18 protein-coding genes are annotated in these 19742 nt (G+C 63.9%); 12 read left to right on the forward strand and 6 right to left on the reverse strand.

Annotation, left to right across the window (positions count from 1 at the left end):
• The first annotated feature begins 187 nt into the window (after positions 1-187).
• From ABLE71_RS20295 to ABLE71_RS20315, 5 genes are all read left to right on the forward strand, one after another.
• Positions 188-1585, forward strand: a complete 1398-nt coding sequence (locus tag ABLE71_RS20295; protein ID WP_348785297.1) for a patatin-like phospholipase family protein — start codon at positions 188-190, stop codon at positions 1583-1585.
• A 176-nt stretch (positions 1586-1761) separates the two neighbouring features.
• Positions 1762-2826: a sn-glycerol-3-phosphate ABC transporter ATP-binding protein UgpC gene (ugpC, locus tag ABLE71_RS20300; protein ID WP_348785298.1), complete on the forward strand. Its 1065-nt coding sequence runs from the start codon at positions 1762-1764 to the stop codon at positions 2824-2826.
• 57 nt (positions 2827-2883) lie between these two features.
• Complete coding sequence (locus ABLE71_RS20305) at positions 2884-4209, forward strand: ABC transporter substrate-binding protein (RefSeq protein ID WP_348785299.1); 1326 nt, start codon at positions 2884-2886, stop codon at positions 4207-4209.
• A gap of 263 nt (positions 4210-4472) precedes the next feature.
• Positions 4473-5324, forward strand: a complete 852-nt coding sequence (locus ABLE71_RS20310) for a sugar ABC transporter permease (RefSeq protein ID WP_348785587.1) — start codon at positions 4473-4475, stop codon at positions 5322-5324.
• Between the two features lies 1 nt (position 5325).
• Positions 5326-6216, forward strand: coding sequence for a carbohydrate ABC transporter permease (locus ABLE71_RS20315; RefSeq protein WP_348785300.1), 891 nt, complete (start codon positions 5326-5328; stop codon positions 6214-6216).
• Between the two features lie 207 nt (positions 6217-6423).
• Here ABLE71_RS20315 and ABLE71_RS20320 read toward each other — a convergent pair whose 3' ends face one another.
• The gene (locus ABLE71_RS20320) at positions 6424-6858 is read right to left on the reverse strand and encodes a DUF1801 domain-containing protein (RefSeq protein ID WP_348785301.1); all 435 of its coding nucleotides are present in this window, start codon (positions 6856-6858) and stop codon (positions 6424-6426) included.
• Positions 6859-7053: 195 nt separating this feature from the next.
• On the opposite strand from ABLE71_RS20320, the gene ABLE71_RS20325 reads away from it, so the two are divergent.
• A complete protein-coding gene (locus ABLE71_RS20325; RefSeq protein WP_348785302.1) occupies positions 7054-8160 on the forward strand; it encodes an endonuclease/exonuclease/phosphatase family protein in 1107 nt (368 codons plus the stop codon).
• Positions 8161-8257: 97 nt separating this feature from the next.
• Here ABLE71_RS20325 and ABLE71_RS20330 read toward each other — a convergent pair whose 3' ends face one another.
• From ABLE71_RS20330 to ABLE71_RS20345, 4 genes are all read right to left on the reverse strand, one after another.
• Positions 8258-8680, reverse strand: a complete 423-nt coding sequence (locus ABLE71_RS20330; protein WP_348785303.1) for a DUF1801 domain-containing protein — start codon at positions 8678-8680, stop codon at positions 8258-8260.
• A gap of 10 nt (positions 8681-8690) precedes the next feature.
• The gene (locus tag ABLE71_RS20335; RefSeq protein ID WP_348785304.1) at positions 8691-9056 is read right to left on the reverse strand and encodes a DoxX family protein; all 366 of its coding nucleotides are present in this window, start codon (positions 9054-9056) and stop codon (positions 8691-8693) included.
• 80 nt (positions 9057-9136) lie between these two features.
• Positions 9137-9547 (reverse strand): SRPBCC domain-containing protein, encoded by a 411-nt coding sequence (locus tag ABLE71_RS20340; RefSeq protein WP_348785305.1) that lies wholly within the window; start codon positions 9545-9547, stop codon positions 9137-9139.
• Positions 9544-9867 carry a metalloregulator ArsR/SmtB family transcription factor gene (locus tag ABLE71_RS20345; RefSeq protein WP_348785306.1) on the reverse strand — a complete coding sequence of 108 codons (324 nt, stop codon included), beginning with the start codon at positions 9865-9867 and terminating at the stop codon, positions 9544-9546. Before ABLE71_RS20345 ends, ABLE71_RS20340 begins: the two co-directional genes overlap by 4 nt.
• Before the next feature lie 600 nt (positions 9868-10467).
• On the opposite strand from ABLE71_RS20345, the gene ABLE71_RS20350 reads away from it, so the two are divergent.
• The 6 genes from ABLE71_RS20350 to ABLE71_RS20375 all read left to right on the forward strand — a co-directional run bounded on the left by ABLE71_RS20350 (position 10468) and on the right by ABLE71_RS20375 (position 18742).
• Positions 10468-11526, forward strand: coding sequence for a succinylglutamate desuccinylase/aspartoacylase family protein (locus tag ABLE71_RS20350; RefSeq protein WP_348785307.1), 1059 nt, complete (start codon positions 10468-10470; stop codon positions 11524-11526).
• A gap of 211 nt (positions 11527-11737) precedes the next feature.
• Positions 11738-13927 carry an anthranilate synthase gene (locus ABLE71_RS20355; RefSeq protein ID WP_348785308.1) on the forward strand — a complete coding sequence of 730 codons (2190 nt, stop codon included), beginning with the start codon at positions 11738-11740 and terminating at the stop codon, positions 13925-13927.
• Position 13928: 1 nt separating this feature from the next.
• Positions 13929-14858 carry a cation diffusion facilitator family transporter gene (locus ABLE71_RS20360; RefSeq protein WP_348785309.1) on the forward strand — a complete coding sequence of 310 codons (930 nt, stop codon included), beginning with the start codon at positions 13929-13931 and terminating at the stop codon, positions 14856-14858.
• A 76-nt stretch (positions 14859-14934) separates the two neighbouring features.
• A complete protein-coding gene (locus tag ABLE71_RS20365; RefSeq protein ID WP_348785310.1) occupies positions 14935-16023 on the forward strand; it encodes an AbrB family transcriptional regulator in 1089 nt (362 codons plus the stop codon).
• A 340-nt stretch (positions 16024-16363) separates the two neighbouring features.
• Positions 16364-18034 carry a 2-isopropylmalate synthase gene (gene leuA / locus ABLE71_RS20370; RefSeq protein WP_348785588.1) on the forward strand — a complete coding sequence of 557 codons (1671 nt, stop codon included), beginning with the start codon at positions 16364-16366 and terminating at the stop codon, positions 18032-18034.
• Between the two features lie 102 nt (positions 18035-18136).
• A complete protein-coding gene (locus ABLE71_RS20375) occupies positions 18137-18742 on the forward strand; it encodes a hypothetical protein (protein WP_348785311.1) in 606 nt (201 codons plus the stop codon).
• A gap of 16 nt (positions 18743-18758) precedes the next feature.
• Here the strand turns inward: ABLE71_RS20375 and ABLE71_RS20380 are convergent, their stop codons facing one another.
• Positions 18759-19706, reverse strand: a complete 948-nt coding sequence (locus ABLE71_RS20380) for a metallophosphoesterase (protein ID WP_348785589.1) — start codon at positions 19704-19706, stop codon at positions 18759-18761.
• Positions 19707-19742 lie beyond the last annotated feature (36 nt).

Raw genomic sequence — 19742 nt, forward strand, 5'->3', positions numbered from 1 at the left:
CCGGTTGCCGGTTGTGCCGAAACCGTAGCAGAACGGTCGCACTGCGCCAGTAAGGTCAGCCTTGGGTCGAACAGGTAATCGACCTACAGTTGCACGAAGTCGATGGCTGCGGCAGGATCGGCTCCGACAGGATCGGTGGTTGCGGATGCGTCGGGCGCGTGGTCTTGCCTGTTTGGCCTTTGTCGGTATGGCCCTTTCGGCCTGTACCCTGACGGATGTCGGCCCGATCAACACCCATGTCGCCGAAGCCCGCCGACCCTCGTTCGAATACATCCCTGACCCTTCAGACGACGGCTCGATGGTGGTCGGCCTCGCCATCTCCGGTGGCGGCACGCGCGCCGCCGCCTTCGGTTATGGCGTGCTGCGCGGGCTCGACGAGGTTGTCGTCGACCATCATCCGATGCGGCGCACGGCAGTCGACGATATCCGAATGATCTCCGGCACGTCGGGCGGCGCGGTACCCGCCGCCTATTTCGGCTACAAGGGCCGCGGCTATGTCGATCTGCGCGAACGTTTCCTGCTGCAGAACGCCGAAAAGGAACTGCATTCGCGCATCTCGCCGCTAAACCTCATCCGCGTCTACAATGGCGGCGCCAACGACCGCTCCACCTTCGCCGACTGGCTCGACCGCAATGTGTTCGACGGCAATACCTACAGCGCCTTCAAGCGCAAGGATGCGCCGATCGTCTGGATCAATGCTTCGGATATCTATAACGGCACGCCGTTCGATTTCACCCATGACACCTTCGCCGCGCTTTGCAGCGATCTCGAACAGGTGCGCATTGCCGATGCGGTCGCCGCCTCGGCCGCCTTCCCGGTGGTCTTCAAGCCGCTCGTCGTCTCGACCACGGCCACCGCCGCGAAATGCAACTACGAGCGGCCGAAATGGCTGACCCGCGCGCTCGCCGACCCTGCCGCCTCGTTGCGCCTCAAGGCCTATGGGCGGGCGCTGGACACCTATCAGAACGACCCCAAAGTCGAATACATCAAGCTGCTCGACGGCGGGCTGACCGACAATATCGGCGTCACCGGCTTCTCGATGGCGCGAGCCGCCGCGAAAGCGGCCCATAGTCCGCTCTCCGCGGAAGAGGCGGTCAGGATGCGGACTTTCGTCTTCATCGTTGCCGACGCCAGCATCCGCACCGATGGCGACTGGGTGAAGACGAAGAGCGGCCCGAAACTCCCCGACATGGTCAGCGCCATCTCGAACGCAGGCATCCGCTCCTCGGTCCGCGACGAATTCGACGCGCTCAAGCTGGCGGTCGAGATCTGGCGCGGTCAGCTGATCGCCTGGCGCTGCGGCCTACCCGGCGAGACGGTCAGGAGATATCGCGGCTCGCTCGCCGGCTGGAACTGCAGCGACGTCGACCTCGTCGTCGAGGACGTCTCCTTCGACGATTTCCCTGAGCCCGAGCGCGCAAAGCTCAACGATATCGCGACGCGGTTGAAACTGCCGGCCGATCAAGTCGACCTGCTGATTGCGGCGGGCCGGGAATCGATCCGCATGAATCCGCGCCTGCAGCAGGCCTTCGGAGAGGTGCAGCGCCGCGCCGGCGCCGGTCCCCTCTCGGCATCGCGCGAATGACCGTCGAGCTTGCCCTCCGTCCGAGGCGCGCCATATTGGTCGTAAGGATGACTTTACATCGCGCTTTGGGTAGCGCTACCATTCTGGTTCGCGAGATCTGCGCACAGCAGGCGGCGGCCCAAGGAGATTGACGCTTTCCTCGAAGGGCGTCGCGAAACAGCCGTTCGGGAGGAACGATGGCGTCTGTCGGAATTCGCGAAGTCCGAAAATCGTTTGGTTCGACTGAAATCCTGCACGGCGTGAGCATCGACATCCTCGATGGCGAATTCGTCACGCTGGTCGGCCCCTCGGGCTGCGGCAAGTCCACCCTGCTCAGGATGATCGCCGGGCTGGAAGGCATCACCGGCGGAACCATCTCGATCGGCGAGCGCGTGGTCAACAATGTCGCGCCCAAAGAGCGCGACATCGCCATGGTGTTCCAGAACTATGCGCTCTACCCGCACATGACGGTGGCAGAGAACATGGCTTTCTCGCTGATGCTGAAGAACGCGCCCAAGGCCGAAAGCGACGCGCGCGTCCAGCGCGCCGCCGAGATCCTCGGCCTCATCCCGCTCCTGTCGCGCTATCCGCGCCAGCTCTCCGGCGGCCAGCGCCAGCGCGTCGCCATGGGCCGCGCCATCGTGCGCGATCCGCAGGTCTTCCTGTTCGACGAGCCGCTGTCCAACCTCGACGCCAAGCTGCGCGTGGCCATGCGCGCCGAGATCAAGGAGCTGCACCAGCGCCTCAAAACAACCACCGTATACGTCACGCACGACCAGATCGAGGCGATGACCATGGCCGACAAGATCGTCGTCATGCATGACGGCATCGTCGAGCAGATCGGCCGGCCGCTCGACCTCTACGACCGCCCCGACAATCTTTTCGTCGCGAGCTTCATCGGCTCCCCGGCGATGAATTTCCTGCGCGGCGAGATCGGCGGCGAAGGAAGCCCGGCCTTCCACGGCAAGGGCGGCGTTTCACTGCCGCTCAACGGCTCGGCCGGAGCCCAAAAGGGCACGCCGGTCGTGCTCGGCATCCGCCCCGAGCACCTACAGCTCTCCGACCAGGGTTTTCCGGTGGAGATCGTCGTCGTCGAGCCGACCGGCTCGGAAATCCAGATCATCGGCCGCACGCCGGGCGGCGAGGACATCGCCGCGAATTTCCGCGAGCGCCATGCCTTCGAGCCAGGCCAGACCGTCAGGCTGGCCGCCGAGCCGCAACTCATACACTTGTTCAACGGAGAAACCGGAAAGCGGCTCTGACGCCCGCGCAACCGGGACGACACATCGATCTCAAAGATTCACCAAGGAGGAAATGACATGAAATTTACCAGACGCGATATCATCCGCACCACCGCCGCGGCGGCTGCCGGCGCGGTGGGCACCCGGTTCCTGGGCACGCCCGCCTTCGCCCAGGACGCGCTGACTTTCACGCCGGAGCCCGGCGCGAAGCTCAGGCTGCTGCGCTGGTCGCCTTTCGTGCAGGGCGACGAGGATGCCTGGCTCGCCAACACCAAGCGCTTCAGCGACGCCACCGGCGTCGAGGTGCGCGTCGACAAGGAAAGCTGGGAGGACATCCGCCCGAAGGCCGCCGTCGCCGCGAATGTCGGGTCGGGCCCCGACCTCATGCTCGTCTGGTTCGACGACGCCCACCAATATCCGGACAAGCTGCTCGACGTCAGCGACATCGGCGAATATCTCGGCGCCAAATATGGCGGCTGGTATGACGGCCCCAAGGGCTATGCCACCCGCGACGGCAAGTTCATCGGCCTGCCGGTAGCGGCCATCGGCAACGCCATCGTCTACCGCGACAGCTGGGTCAAGGAAGCCGGCTTCTCGGAATTCCCCAAGGACACCGCGGGCTTCCTGGAGCTCTGCAAGGCAATGCAGAAGATCGGTCATCCCGCAGGATTCACCCACGGCCACGGCGTCGGCGACGGCAACAACTACGCCCACTGGCTGTTGTGGAGTCACGGCGGCAAGATGGTCGACGAAACAGGCAAGGTCGTCATCAACAGCCCCGAGACGATGAAGTCGCTCGAATACGCGATGGAGCTCTACAAGACCTTCATCCCGGGCACCGAGAGCTGGCTCGACGTCAACAACAACCGCGCCTTCCTCGCCGGCGAACTCGGTGTCATCGCCAACGGCATCTCGGCCTACCGGACCGCGCAGATCAATAAGGACAACGATCCGAAGCTCACCGAGATAGCCAAGGACATCCGCACCACCAACCTGCCGATCGGTCCGGTCGGCCAGTCGGTCGAGCTGCACCAGACCACGGTCGGCGTCATCTTCAACTACACGCCATACCCGAACGCGGCGAAGGCCTACCTTCAATTCATGTTCGAGGAGGCCCAGATGAGCGACTGGATCAAGGGCTCGCTCGGCTATTGCTGCCAGACGCTGAAGGCCTTCGCCAACAACCCGATCTGGTCGGAAGACCCCAACGCCGCGGCCTATTCCAGAGCATCGGAGACGCTGCGTCCGAACGGCTATGCCGGACCGCTCGGCTACGCGTCGGCCGCCACCATGGCCGACTACGTGCTGGTCGACATGTACGCCAAGGCCGTCACCGGCCAGGCGACGCCGCAGGAGGCGATGGAGGAAGCCGAGAAGCGCGCCAACCGGTATTATCGGGTGTAGGCGACGACAGAACCAACGCCCCCTCCACCGCCTACGGCGGTCCCCCTCCCCCGTAAACGGGGGAGGATCCAGGGTGTGCCGGCGGCGGCACCGATTCCTCCCCTGCGAAGCGGGGGAGGGGGACCACGCGAAGCGTGGTGGAGGGGGCACACTTGACCGCCGAGGATGAACCCATGGCCTCCACCACCATCGTCGCCACCCCTGCCCGCCCGCCGCTGTCGAAGCGGCTTGGCGAAAGCCGCGGCTTCCTGTCCTTCGGCTTCATGCTGCCGGCGGCGGCGTTGCTTCTCGTCTTCCTCACCTATCCGCTGGGCTTGGGCGTCTGGCTCGGCTTCACCGACGCGCGAATCGGCCGTCCGGGCATCTTCATCGGCCTGGAGAACTATGAATACCTCTGGGACGACGCCATCTTCTGGCTCTCGGTCTTCAACACGCTGCTCTACACGGTCTCGGCCTCGATCCTGAAATTCGTGCTCGGCCTGTGGCTCGCCCTTCTCCTCAATGAGAACCTGCCGCTGAAATCCTTCTTCCGCGCCGTGATCCTCCTGCCCTGGGTCGTGCCGACCGTGCTCTCGGCCATCGCGTTCTGGTGGATCTACGATTCCCAGTTCTCGATCATCTCCTGGGCGCTGATCGAGCTCGGCATCATCGACACCCGCATCAATTTCCTCGGCGACCCCGAGAACGCCCGCGCCTCGGTCATCGCGGCCAATGTCTGGCGCGGCATCCCCTTCGTGGCGATCACGCTGCTCGCCGGCCTGCAGACCATCCCGCAATCGCTTTACGAGGCCGCCACGCTCGACGGCGCCACCCGCTGGCAGCTCTTTCGTTATGTCACGCTGCCGCTGCTGACCCCCATCATCGCCATCACCATGACCTTCTCGGTGCTGTTCACCTTCACCGACTTCCAGCTCATCTACGTGCTGACGCGCGGCGGCCCGGTCAACGCCACGCACCTGATGGCGACGCTCTCCTTCCAGCGCGGCATTTCGGGCGGCCAGCTCGGCGAGGGCGCCGCGATCGCGGTCGCCATGATCCCCTTCCTGCTGGCGGCGATCCTGTTCAGCTATTTCGGCCTGCAGCGGCGCAAATGGCAGCAGGGCGGAGGCGACTGACATGGCGCTCACCGACAACAAACAAACCGCCGGTGACGAAGGCGGCATGGGCTATCTGCAGAGCCTGCCGCGCCGCGTCGTCACCATCTACGTGCCGCTGCTGGTCTTCGTCATCGTGCTGCTCTTCCCGTTCTACTGGATGGCGATCACGTCGGTGAAGCCGAACGAGCAGATGACCAACTTCAACGATTTCAGCCCGTTCTGGGTGATCGGCCCGACGCTCGAGCACTTCCGCTATCTGCTGTTCGACACCTCCTATCCGGGCTGGCTGTGGAACACGATCCTGATCTCGACGGCCTCTACCGCGCTGTCGCTCTTCGCCGCCGTCTTCGCCGCCTACGCCATCGAGCGCCTGCGCTTCTCCGGCTCGCGCCAGGTCGGGCTGGCGATCTTCCTCGCCTATCTCGTGCCGCCCTCGATCCTCTTCATCCCGCTGTCGGTGATGGTGTTCAAGCTCGGCCTCTACGATACGCCGTTCGCGCTCATCCTCACCTACCCGACCTTCCTCGTGCCCTTCTGCACATGGCTGCTGATGGGCTATTTCCGCTCCATCCCCTTCGAGCTCGAGGAATGCGCGCTGATCGACGGCGCCAGCCGCTGGCAGATCCTGACCAAGATCATCCTGCCGCTCTCGGTGCCCGGCCTCATCTCGGCCGGCATCTTCGCCTTCACGCTGTCCTGGAACGAATTCATCTACGCGCTGACCTTCATCCAGTCGTCGGAGAACAAGACCGTTCCGGTCGGCGTCTTGACCGAGCTCGTCCGCTCCGACGTCTACGAATGGGGCGCGCTGATGGCCGGCGCGCTGATCGGCTCGCTGCCGGTCGTCATCCTCTATTCCTTCTTCGTCGAGCACTACGTCTCGTCGATGACCGGCGCGGTGAAGGAGTAGAGTTTCCTCCGCGACTAGCGTTTCCTCGCCCCCGCGAAGCGGGGGAGAGGTGGATCGGTCCGAAGGACCGAGACGGTGAGGGGGGCTCTCCTAAACTCCATCCAAGCTGCGCCTTCTTCGCAAATGCCCCCTCACCGCCTCGCTACGCTCGGCACCTCTCCCCCGCTTCGCAGGGGCGAGGAACCCAAATCCTGAAATGCCGCTCCCCTACTTCCGCTTCTTCCCCAAATTCACCTTCACCGCCGCCCGCACCAGCGCCGTCAGCGCCTTTGCGTCGACCTTATCCCCCTCGAAGATATCGATCGCCCGCCGCCGGTTCCCGTCGAGGCCGGCGTTGAACAGCCAGGTCGGGTCGTCCAGCAAGGCGCCCTTGTCGAACGTCAGCTTCACCTTGTCCTTGTAGGTCTCGCCGGTGCAGACGATGCCGTCACGCTCCCAAACCGGAAGGCCCGACGGGTTCGAGGGCTTGCGCCACTTCACCGTCTCGACAATCCCAGGATCGGCCTCCCGGATGAGCTTCCGCACCTTCGCGAGCACCTCGCCGCGCCAGTCAGTGAGGGCTGCGATCTTCGCGTCGATCAAGGTGGCGGGAGAGGGGTCCTTCCAACTGCCGCCGCTTTTCGTGATTCCTGTTACATTCATATTATCCGCCCGCGTCCCAGAATACTGTAGATATAAGTAGAAATCACGGTGAATGGCTCTTGACTAAATTCAGTTGACCGCCAAAGATCGGTAAGCTTGGAGTGCATTGAGCGGTTTTCGTGAAGTAAGCTTATCCCCCCGATCCAAATACGCAAATAGGCTCCTGCCAATCGTTTGCCAACTTGGAGATGCATCATGCCGATGTACTGGCGGTTGAAGCGTTGGAAAGCAGATGACCGCGAAAGAGCGATTGATCATATCGCCGCATTGCGGAAGCATATCGCACTGACAGTGCCACGCCGGACAGCGTCCGACACCCTCCTGCTGGCTACCTGGAACGTGCGTGATTTCGACTCGAACAAATTCGGTCAGGGACCGCGTCTGGCCGAGTCATTCCATTACATCGCCGAGGTAATTTCAGCCTTCGATCTGGTCGCGCTCCAGGAAGTCAACGAGGACATGCGGCCGTTCGAGAGGGTGATGGAACTACTTGGACCGTCGTGGCGGTACGTCGCTACCGACATCACCGAAGGGCCATCCGGAAACGGCGAGCGGATGGTATTCCTATTCGACTCGAACAAAGTCCAGTTCAAGCACATCGCAGGCGAAATTGTCCTTCCCAAATCGTCTTTGGTCGAAGGTGACCACCAGTTCGCACGCAGCCCTTTCCTCGTTCGGTTTCAATCTGGCTGGTTCAAGTTCAATCTCTGCACCGTTCACTTATACTACGGCGACATCTCGGGTGAAGGATACGACCGTCGCGTTGCCGAGATCGACTCGATCGCCAAGTTCCTTAAGAAGCGAGCCGATGCCGATGGGCAAAACTATATCCTGCTCGGCGACATGAACATCGTCAGGCCGGACGACAAAACGATGAAAGCACTTAGGCGGCACAAATTTGTCCTGCCAGCCGACTTGACGTTGGACAATGACGAATTGCGCTGGGTCAGCAACATGGGCGGCAACAAGCATTATGACCAAATTGCGTTTCTGGTCCGCAAGGACGAACTGGAGCTAGGGCAGAGCCAAAACAACGCAGGTGTGCTCAACTACTACAAGGCCGTTTACACCGAGGGGGAGGCCGAGACGTATTATCCGCTTGGAAAGGCGAACGGAAAATGGCCGGCTAGCGCAGCTAAACGAAAGACGTATTTTGCCGAGGAATGGCGCAGTTGGCAGATGTCTGACCACCTACCGCTTTTCATCGAGTTGCGCATCGATTTCACCGAGAAGTATCTGAAGCGAATCCGCGAAAGCGAACAACCGGTCGACCCATCTACCCCTGATGCAACGGACGATTGAGGACCCTAGCGACCTCTTTCATAGCGCCTCCCAGTGCGGAGTTTGTGGGAGTGGGATACCTCGATCCGGCGCAAGGGGTTTCCCTTGCGCCGCCCCCTCACATCTTCTCGCCCGGCAATTTGCTCGCCTGCTTTACCCAATCCACGAACTGCTTCTCGTCCAGCTCGTCGCCCTCGTGAATGTGGAAATAGCGCACGTCCTTGTGCTTGGATGCAACCGGCGGAACGGGTTCCAACTGCGCGCCGCGGAAAAACGCCACCTTGATGTATTTCGCGAAGACGTGGAAGCTCAGGAACCAGACCCCCTCCTCGACGCCGTAGAAGGGCGAGTTCCACTTCACCGCCTTCTTCACGCCGGGCACGCTGCGCGAAATGATCGCGTCCAGCCTCCGGCCGACCTCGCTCTTCCAGCCGGGCATCGCCGCGATATAGGCCTGCACCGGCTCGTCGCCATAACTCTTGGCGATCTGCGGGTTGCCGCCCGACAGGAGGACGGGCTTCGGCTTGGTTTTGCCTGCCATCGTCGACTCCTCAGATCGGCCTCAGCACAAGCCTGCCATAGGCGATGAACGCGCATACGGCAGCTACGACAAGCCAATAGACCAACTGGCCGTGGATGGGATCCCCGGAGAGGAGATGCAGCACGCAATAGAGCAGCATGATGGCTGCTATGACGATTGCCGCGAGAGGGGCGAGCACCGCGAGCGGCTTGTAGAACGCCGGGATGACCAGGCCGACGACGCAGGCAAGCTCGATGACGCTCAATGCCAGCCAGGCTCCGTGCGGAATCGCGGAGAGCGAAGGAACCGTCTGCTCGGAATTGGAGAATTTCCAGACCGCGCCGATGGCGGTATGCAGGGCGAGAAAGATTTGTAGAACCCACAGGAGGATGTTCATGACTGCCTCTCGATTCAACGAATGGGAAGGCGGGACGCGCCCGCGTCTCTCACGGAATGGGTTGGGGTTTGCCGGAAGCTTCAGTCCAGCCGCGCCAGCACCTCTTCCAGGGCATCCAGAAACCTCGGCCATCCCGCCTTGGCACCCCTGAAGTAGGGCTGCTGGTCCGGCCGGAAGCCGGTCTGCTCCATCCGCAGGCGGGTCCCGGTATCGGTGGGGAAGAGCGTCCAGGTGACGACGCTTCTGAGATCCTTGGTATCCCACGTGTAGATCAGCGTTTTGTTCTGCTCGACCGTCTGGACCTGCCCGCCCACGGCGCCCCAGTCCGCGCTGAGCTTGAAACGGTGACCCGCCTCCGGCTTGAAATCGTTCTTCATCAGCCACTCCTCGATCAGCGGCGATTGCGTGAGCGCACGCCAGATCTTTTCCGGCGGATGAGCCAGCTCGCGTTCGACAACGACGCAGAGCGTGTCGGCCGTAGTTCCGTTCATTGGTCCATCCTTGTCAGCAGGTCTTCCAGCTCGTCGAATTTTTTCTCCCAGAACCCGGCCATCTCCTTTGTCCAGTCGACCAGCGGGGCCAGCGCGCCGCGTCTCGCGCTGTAGTGGGTTTGCCGGCCTTCGTGGCGATCAAGCACCAGCCCGGCCAGCTTCAGGATCCCGAGGTGTTTCGAGACCGCGGGCTGCGACACCCCGGCCCGGGCCGTCAGCGCCCCGACCGTCTGCGCTCCGTCGCGGCACAGCCGTTCGAAGATGGCCCGCCGCGTCGGATCGGCGAGCGTTCTGAAGAGCACATCGTGGGCATCAGGCATGGGATCAATAACCCGTCAGCTATCGATTAACGTATAACCGCCGGGATATGGGTTGGTCAAGCGGCCGCCGAAACGTGGATGGGCATTCGCGCCAAACCATTGATTTCACTCGTTTGTGAAAGAATAAATGACCCGGTTTCCTCACGCCCTTGCCGCTTGCGCGATACTCAGGCCATCGCCCTCGCGGGAACACGGGTCATGAACCGGATGAGCGTGGAGGGGACGGCGCCGGATCGGTCGCGCAAAACGGTAGCGCGGCTGGGTGATGAACCCCCAGGTCCGGGCCCTGACGGAGACCAAGGGCAACGGCCCCGTCCTCCGCCGGGGCAAGAACGCTGGCGGGGCGCGGAAGCTGCGCCACGTACTAAATTATTGAGAGGCTCGGCCCCGTGCCCCGCTTCCCGACTTCTCCCTCCGTGGCAGGGAGCGCTCTTTGACAGAAGCCAGACGGCGATTGCCGGGCGTGGCAACGGTGAAGCACGCCCTCCAGCGGAAGGCCGAGCCCGCGAGCGAAAGGAATCCGCGTGGCGACGATGGAGCTTGGCCCATTGCCAGCTACCCCTCGCCCAAGGCATCTTCGCCGCCGCACAGGAGACTCCCATGAAAACGACGATCGAGAAGCTGCCGGGCGACACCGAGGGCGTGTCCTATGAGCTCACCGTGTTCCGCTTCAAGGGCTCGTCCAGGAAGACGCCGACCGCCTATATCCAGGCGGCGCTCCATGCCGGCGAACTGCCGGGCGTCGTCGCCATCCACGCGCTGATGCCGAAGCTGCGCGCGGCGGAGGCCGAAGGCCGCATCCTCGGCGACATCACCATCGTTCCCGCAGCCAATCCGGTCGGACGCGCGCAGTATCATTTCGGCGAGGTGCAGGGCCGCTTCCACCTGGGCACCCGCACCAACTTCAACCGCGACTTCCCGCTGCTCGACCGGCCGGACGCAAGCGCCCTGCCCCCGGCAACCCTTGCCGCCACCGTCGACATCAGGCTGAAGCGGCGGCTGGTCGAGCTGTCGGTCGGCCACGACATCGTGCTCGACCTGCATTGCGACGACGAGAGCGTGCCTTACCTCTACGTACCCTCGGTGCTTTGGCCGGCCATGCAGGATTGCGCCGCGGCGATGGGCGTCGATGCGGTGATCTTGTGGGAAGGCGCTTCGGGCGCGGCCTTCGAGGAGGCCGCAATCCACCCCTGGCTGCGGCTTCCCAGAGAAAAGGCGGGGCTCGACCGCCGCGTCGTCACCACGGTCGAATATCGCGGGCTGGCCGACGTCTATGACAACTACGCCAAGTCGGATGCCGAGGGCATCTACCGCCTGCTCGCCACGCGCGGCGTCATCGCCGACGAGAAAGCGGCAAAGCCGCGAAAGTTCACCGGCATTGCCGCGCCCATCGCCAATGTCGAACTGATATCGATGCCGCGGGCCGGCGCGATCCTGTTCCATGTCGAGCCCGGCCAGCGCGTCCGCAAGGGCGCCAGGCTTGCCACCATCGTCCACACGCCGGGCGCGGAGGACGGCGCGATCGACATCCACGCGCCCCAGGCGGGCTACATTCTCACCCGCGTCGTACACCGCTCGGGCCGCGCCGGCGACGACATCGTCAAGCTCATCGGCGAGGCGCCGAGCGCCAAGGCAAAGCAGGGCGCGCTTGAGGATTGACGGCGGATGAATCCGGTTGCGCGCCCCGGCGTTCGCCGCTATGGAGGTTGCCATGACCAAGCTTTCGGACGCGATGAATTGGTGGTGGGCCTGCTGACCGCGGCCTGAAGACGCGTGCGCGTGGAATTTGGTGGCCGCAACGGAAAATCCGGGCGGCCATTTGTTTTTCAAGTGCTTTCCGGGTCCCGCACAGGAAAACGGAGACGGGGAAATGAGCATCGAAGTGCTTGAGAACGGGGCGGAAAAATTCGTCACCGCCGGCGGCGTGACCATCACCCGCGAACGGCACGACACGCCCTATGCCGGCGCCATCGAGGCCTATCTCGACGGGCTGAACGGCAGGCGCGGCGCGGTCTTTTCCTCGAACTACGAATATCCCGGCCGCTACACCCGCTGGGATACGGCGATCATCGATCCTCCCGTCGTCATCTCCGCACGCGGCCGCGCCATGCGCATCGAGGCGCTGAACGGCCGAGGCGAGATCCTGCTGCCGATCATCGGCAAGGCGGTCTCGGCGCTCAAGGAAGTGACGCTCACCCAGACATCGAAGCAGCGGCTGGCTCTCACGGTCGCCGAACCCGGCCGCGTCTTCACCGAGGAGGAGCGCTCGCGCGTCCCGTCCGTATTCACCGTTCTGCGCGCCATCACGGCGCTGTTCCGCAGCGAACAGGACGCCAATCTCGGCCTCTACGGCGCCTTCGGCTACGACCTCGCCTTCCAGTTCGACCCCGTCGACTATTCGCTGAAGCGTGCCGAGAGCCAGCGCGACCTCGTGCTTTATCTGCCCGACGAGATTCTCGTCGTCGACCATCACCAGGCCAAGGCTTGGCACGACCGCTACGACTATTCCGGCAACGGCTTTTCCACCGAAGGCCTGCCGCGCGACGGCGAGGTGAAGCCCTTCAAGCCGTCCGACCGCATCCCGCCGCGCGGCGACCACGTATCAGGCGAATATGCCAAGCTGGTCACCAAGGCGATGGAGAGTTTCCGCCGCGGCGACCTGTTCGAGGTGGTGCCCGGCCAGATGTTCTACGAACGCTGCGAGACGCCGCCCTCGGAGATCTCGCGCAAGCTGAAGATCATCAACCCGTCGCCCTATTCTTTTTTCATCAATCTCGGCGAAGGCGAATATCTGATCGGCGCCTCGCCCGAGATGTTCGTGCGCGTCAACGGCCGCCGCGTCGAGACCTGCCCGATATCAGGCACGATCAAGCGTGGCGACGACGCGATCTCGGATTCGGAGCAGATCCTGAAGCTGCTCAACTCCAAGAAGGACGAGTCCGAACTCACCATGTGTTCGGACGTCGACCGCAACGACAAGAGCCGCGTTTGCGAGCCGGGTTCGGTGCGCGTCATCGGTCGCCGCCAGATCGAGATGTATTCGCGCCTCATCCACACGGTCGACCATATCGAAGGGCGGCTGCGCGAGGGCATGGACGCATTCGATGCGTTCCTCAGCCACGCCTGGGCGGTCACCGTCACCGGCGCGCCGAAACTGTGGGCCATGCGTTTCATCGAGCAGAACGAAAAGAGCCCCCGCGCCTGGTATGGCGGGGCGATCGGCATGGTGCATTTCAACGGCGACCTGAACACGGGGCTGACGCTGAGGACGATCCGCGTCAAGGACGGCATCGCCGAAGTGCGCGCCGGCGCGACCCTGCTGTTCGACAGCGTGCCCGAGGAAGAAGAAGCAGAAACCGAACTGAAGGCATCCGCCATGCTCTCCGCCATCCGCGATGCCAAGGCCGGCAATGCGGCCTCCGCCGAACGCCTGCCCTCGAAGGTCGGCGACGGCGTCAACATACTGCTCGTCGACCACGAGGACAGCTTCGTCCACACGTTGGCGAACTATTTCCGGCAGACCGGCGCCAACGTCTCGACGGTGCGCTCGCCGGTCGCCGACGAGGTGTTCGACCGCTTGAAGCCCGATCTCGTCGTGCTGTCGCCGGGACCCGGCATGCCCAAGGATTTCGACTGCGCCGCCACCATCAGGAAGTCGCGGGCGCGCGACCTTCCGATCTTCGGCGTCTGTCTCGGCCTGCAGGCGCTTGCGGAAGCCTACGGCGGCGAGCTTCGGCAGCTTCACATCCCCATGCACGGCAAGCCGTCGCGCATCCGCGTGTCGAAGCCCGGCGTGATTTTTTCGGGCCTGCCCAAGGAAGTGACCGTCGGCCGCTATCATTCGATCTTCGCCGATCCCGTACGCCTGCCTGACGATTTCATCGTCACCGCCGAGACCGAGGATGGCATCATCATGGCATTCGAGCATCGCAAGGAGCCGATCGCGGCCGTCCAGTTCCATCCGGAATCGATCATGACGCTCGGCCAGAACGCCGGCATGCGCATGATCGAGAACGTCGTCGCCCATTTGCCGCGCAAGGCGAAGGTGAAGGCTGCCTGATTTGAAAGCCGTCACCGCCTCGGCCGCGTCCAAGCAGAAGGTCGCGCGGCTCGCCTTCTGGACCATCGTCGTCGCCTTCGTCGTGCTCGGCCTGAAGGCGGTCGCGTGGTGGCTGACCGGCTCCGTGGCACTCTATTCCGACGCGCTGGAATCGACCGTCAACGTGATCGCGGCGCTGGCGGCCTTCTGGGCGATCCGCGTCAGCCACACGCCGGCCGACCAGGATCACCCCTTCGGCCACCACAAGGCGGAGTATTTCTCGGCGGTGCTGGAGGGCGTGCTGATCGTCGTCGCGGCGCTGCTGATCCTCGTCGAGGTCGCACGCGCCTGGAATGGTCCGGTGAATCTTGACGAGCCCTGGACGGGCCTTGCGATCAACTGCGTCGCGTCGGTGATCAACCTGCTGTGGGCGCAGCTTCTGATCCGCACCGGGCGCGCCGAGCGTTCGCCGGCGCTGGTGGCCGACGGCCGCCACATCATGACCGATGTCGTCACGTCGGTCGGTGTCGTCGCCGGCCTGATTGCGGCCGTGTTGACCGGCTGGAGTATCCTCGACCCGGCGCTCGCGGTCATCGTCGCTCTCAACATCCTCTGGCAGGGCTGGCATGTCATCGGCTCGTCCGTGCAAGGCCTTATGGACCGAGCCGTCGACAAGGACGAGCATTTCCGCATCCGCGACATCATCTCGGCCAACTCCAGGGGCGCGCTCGAGGTCCACGACCTGAAGACGCGCATCGCCGGCCGCGCTACCTTCATCGAGTTCCACCTGATCGTCGACGGCGACATGAGCGTGCGCGAGAGCCACGTCATTTGCGACCGCATTGAAGAGGCGCTGAAGGCCGAGATTCCGAGCGTGCGCATCACCATCCATGTCGAGCCGGACCACGAGGCCAAGCTGCCGCCGGGAACGAGCGCGGTGCCGTTTGCCTGACGCCAACATTCCCGCCGGCACGTAATTTCCACGACAATGGGCTGACATTCCCGGCGATCCGGGTCTATGACCGGTCATGGAATCTCCTGCCCCCGCCCCTCCTCCCCAGCGCCTCGAAACATGGCATGTGGCGATCCAGTGGATGGCCCTGCTGGTGGTTTCGATGCTGTTTGCGGGAGCGCTGGAGATCGCCAGCCTGCCCGCCGCGCTGCTCATCGGACCGATGCTTGCGGCCATCGTTGCCGGCACCAACGGCGCTACCGTGCGCGTGCCGCCGCTCGGCTTCGCCGCAGGCCAGGCGGTCGTCGGCTGCCTGATCGCCGGCTCGATCTCGCCCGCGATCTTCGCCACCTTCCTGGACGACTGGCCGTTGTTTACAGGCGTCGTCCTGGCGACGCTTTCCGCGTCGAGCTTTCTTGGCTGGTTCATCAGCCGCTTCAAGGGCCTGCCCGGAACGACGGCGGTCTGGGGCTCGGCGCCGGGAGGCGCCACGGCAATGGTGCTGATGGCCGGCGCATTCGGAGCGGATCAGCGGCTCGTCGCCTTCATGCAATACCTGCGCGTCATCATGGTCTCGATCGCGGCGGCCCTCATCGCAAGGCTTTGGGTCGACACGTCGGGCGTCGAATACGCGCCGGCGGTCTGGTTTCCGTCGATCGACTGGACGGCCTTCGGCGCGACGGTCGCCATCGCCGTCTTCGGCGGTTATCTTGGGCGGCTGGCGAGGCTCCCTTCGCCCTATTTCCTCGGCGCGGTCATCCTCGGCTCGATCCTGCATCTCGGCTTCGGCGTTCCGCTCCAGCTTCCGCAATGGCTGCTTGCGATTTCCTACGTGCTGATCGGTTGGGCGATCGGACTGAATTTCACCAGCGGCATATTGCGCCATGCAGTGCGCGCCCTGCCCCAGATCGTCGGCTCGATCCTGGCCCTGATGGCCTTCTGCGGCGGGCTCGCCATGCTGATCAGCTACGAACTCGGCATCGACCCGCTGACCGCCTATCTGGCGACCAGCCCGGGCGGGCTCGACTCCGTCGCAATCATCGCTGCGGCTTCGAACGACGTCGACCTCTCCTTCGTCATGGCGCTGCAAAGCGCGCGCCTGCTCTTCGTGCTGGCGTTCGGACCGTCATTGGCGCGGCTGGTATCGCGGTGGGTCAGGGATTGAGCGCGCCCTTGCCACCCAAAGGCCGCTGCTGTATGAGACCCGTCATGTTCACGCGCCCGGCCATAGCCCCGGTTTCGGCAAAATCCAGCCAGCCCGCTTTCGCGGCTGAGACCTTTCGCGCGCTCTCCTCGGCTCTGCTGCTTCTCGGCCTTATCGGCGATCGCCGGGTCCGCTGAAGGAGCGCCCGGCGGTCGATCGTGCCGCCCCGCGCCGCCAAGCTCCTTTGCCAGTCCCAATGCCGGTATCAACAAATTGTTAGGCGTCGCCTGCGCTGATCAGCAGCAAGCCGCCGGGAGCAGACAAGATGGACGCAAAGACGCAAACTTCCGCCGCCAAGGGCATGCCCGACGCGGCCCGCAAATATGAACCCTACCCCTTCGTCGGATTGGACGACCGCACATGGCCGTCCAAGCGCATCGAAAAAGCGCCGATCTGGTGCTCCGTCGACCTGCGCGACGGAAACCAGGCGCTCATCGACCCGATGGGCCACGAGCGCAAGGCGCGCATGTTCCGCCTGCTGCTCGACATGGGCTTCAGGGAAATCGAGATCGGCTTTCCGTCGGCCTCGCAAACCGATTTCGACTTCGCCCGCTGGGCGATCGAGGAAGGCGGCGTGCCTGACGATGTTTCGCTGCAGGTGCTGGTGCAGTGCCGGCCGGAACTGATCAGCCGCACCTTCGAGTCACTCGAAGGCGCGAAGAACCCGATCGTGCACTTCTACAATTCGACCAGCGAATTGCAGCGCCGGGTCGTCTTCGGCAAGGATGTGGCCGGCATCAAGCAGATCGCCACCGATGCGGCGAAGATGATAACCGACATGGCCGCGAAGGCCGGCGGCGGCTATCGCTTCCAGTATTCGCCTGAAAGCTTCACGGGAACCGAGCTCGAGGTCGCACTGGAGATCTGCAACGCCGTCACCGAGATCGTGCGGCCGACGCCGGACAACAAGCTGATCATCAACCTGCCGGCGACCGTCGAGATGTCGACGCCCAACATCTATGCCGACCAGATCGAATGGATGTGCCGTCAGCTCGACAATCGCGAGAACCTGATCATCTCGCTCCACCCGCACAACGACCGCGGCACCGGCGTCGCCGCGACCGAGCTCGGCCTGATGGCGGGCGCCGACCGCGTCGAGGGCACGCTGTTCGGCAATGGGGAGCGCACCGGCAATGTCGACATCGTGACGCTGGCGCTGAACATGTTCACGCAAGGGGTGGACCCGAAGCTCGACTGCTCCGACATCCCCAGGATGAAGGACGTTTACGAATATTCGAACCAGTTGCGCATCCCGGAGCGCCACCCCTATGTCGGCGAGCTGGTCTACACGGCCTTTTCCGGCTCGCACCAGGACGCCATCAACAAGGGCATGAAGGCGATCAAGACGGCCAACAAGCCGCTCTGGGAAGTACCCTATCTGCCGATTGACCCCCAGGACGTGGGCCGCACCTATGAGGCGATCATCCGCATCAATTCGCAGTCGGGCAAAGGCGGCATCGCCTATGTCCTCCAGGCCGACTACGGGCTCAACCTGCCGCGCAGTCTGCAGATCGAATTCTCGAAGGAAATCCAGGCGATCACCGACGCCGAAGGCAAGGAACTTTCCTCGAAACGGATCTACGAACGCTTTCGCGAGATCTATGTCGACCAGCCCAACGGCCGGCTGAAGTTCCTCGACCACCAGAGCTTTCCGGATGCAGCCGTGAAAGGGCGCAGGATCATCGAGGCGACCATTCTCGACAAAGGCAAGGAGCTTGTCATCAAGGGCGGCGGCAACGGGCCGATCGACGGCTTCGTCGATGCGCTGTCACGCCATCTCGGAACCGAGCTGTCCGTGCGCGACTATTCCGAGCATTCGATCCAGCACGGCTCGAACGCGGCCGCGATCTGCTACATGGAGATGGAGCATCCCGGCGGCGTGAAGTTCGGCGCCGGCATCAACACAAACATCGTCGCCGCTTCGCTCGAAGCCGTGGTGTCGGCCGCCAACCGCATCCTCGACGCCAGGTAGCGGCCAAGCCGAGATTCAAGCGGCGCGTCGCGCCGCTTGAGCCTTTTGCCGAAAAAAGTCTATGTTAGCGGTTTGTTAACCACGCTCGCCGGGCAGACCGCGATGACCGACAAGGCCGAGAATCAGGATTCCGCCGCCCAGGCGCGGCGGCTTGCCGACGTCATCCGAGAGGTCAAGAACGCGGCCGCCGACCGCGACGACGTCGTCGTGGAACTGCGCGAGGCGAGCCGCACCAGGCTGGAACTCATGGCTGCGGAAGTCGCACCCCTCTTTGCCCAGGTGCCGACCGACATCGACCTTTTCGACTTCACCATCTCGTCGGGCCTGCAGCCGCGCCTCTGGATCGACGCGGTCAGCCATGTCGCCATGGCGCGCGACCGCCGGACCTACCGTTTCGTGAAGGACACGCGCGCCGGCCGCGTTGTGCTGGCGGAGGGCACGGCGATCAAGCCCGTGGCCGATCAGGTGGCGCGTTATGTCGCCGAACGGCTGATCGAGCGCGAGCGCATGATGGAGGGCGTCGCCGAGCCGGCCATACCCGGCCTGGAAAGGCGGGGGACGGAGGAGTCGACGGTGGTCCGGCGCGGCGGCTGGCCTGCGTTCCTGTCGGGGCTCGGCCTGGTCGCGGCGGGCGCGCTGGTCGGCCTCATCGCTTCCGCGATGGCGCTCTGGGACCGGCTGATTGCAGCCTTCGGGCCGACGCCCTGACAGATTCGGCCGACGCCTAGCTCGACTGTCCGGCAGTGATCCACCCAGCGGCGTCAGGTTGCCCGAGAAGAACGCCGCGGGATAGTTCGCCGACCGGCAGGGTTGGGCCTGACAGGCCGCGGCGTGTCAGGTGCAATGACCATGCTTGCGGCTCGCCGGAGATTTCGAGCAGGTTCCATTGCGCCGCCGTATGCGCGCCGCCGACGGATTGTCCGCCGGCAGCGACGCCGACGACCGGCACGGTGTGCTTGCCCTTGCCGCCGATCCAGTAAAGCGTCGGCTCGTGCGAATGCCCGTGCAGGACGAGTTCGGCGCCGTGGCGCGAGATAGTCTTCTGAAAATTGCCGATGCCGAACAGCCGCTTGTGCTGGGCCACCGCCCCGCGAACCGGCGGATGGTGGATCATCACGATCCGGAACAGGCCCTGTTTCGCGGCCTTGTCGAGCAGCGCGCCCAGCCGATGCGACTGGTCCTCTCGAAAAAATCCGTTCGCCATGAAGGGGGCCGTGGCGCGTGCCGAGGAAACGCCGATGAGCGCCACATTGTCCCTTATCCGCATATAGGGGAATGCGTGGCGGTCGGCCGGCGCGTTCTGGCCGTCGCCGGTCATCCAGGCACCCCACCAGCGGCAGGCCTTGTCGAAGGCGCCGGGCACATAGGCGTCGTGATTTCCTGGAACGACCGACACGTCCTCGGCAGGTCCCAGCGTCTCCAGCCACAGCTTCGCAAACTCGATCTCGCCGTCGAGAGCCAGGTTGACGAGGTCGCCGGTGACGGCGAGGTGGTCGACGCCGGCCGCCTTGATGTCGTCCGTGATCGAGCCGAGCACGCCGTCATGCATGATATGGCGGCGGTTGCGCTGCCAGTTGACGTAGCCGACCATGCGCTTGGACGCGAGGTCCCGATAGGTTACATCGGGCAAAGGACCGAGATGGACGTCGGAAATATGGGCGAGCCTGAACATCAGGCCTTTGTAGGATACGCGGCAAGCGCTTTCCAC

The organism is Mesorhizobium sp. KR9-304 (assembly GCF_040049215.1).
GTDB lineage: Bacteria > Pseudomonadota > Alphaproteobacteria > Rhizobiales > Rhizobiaceae > Mesorhizobium_K.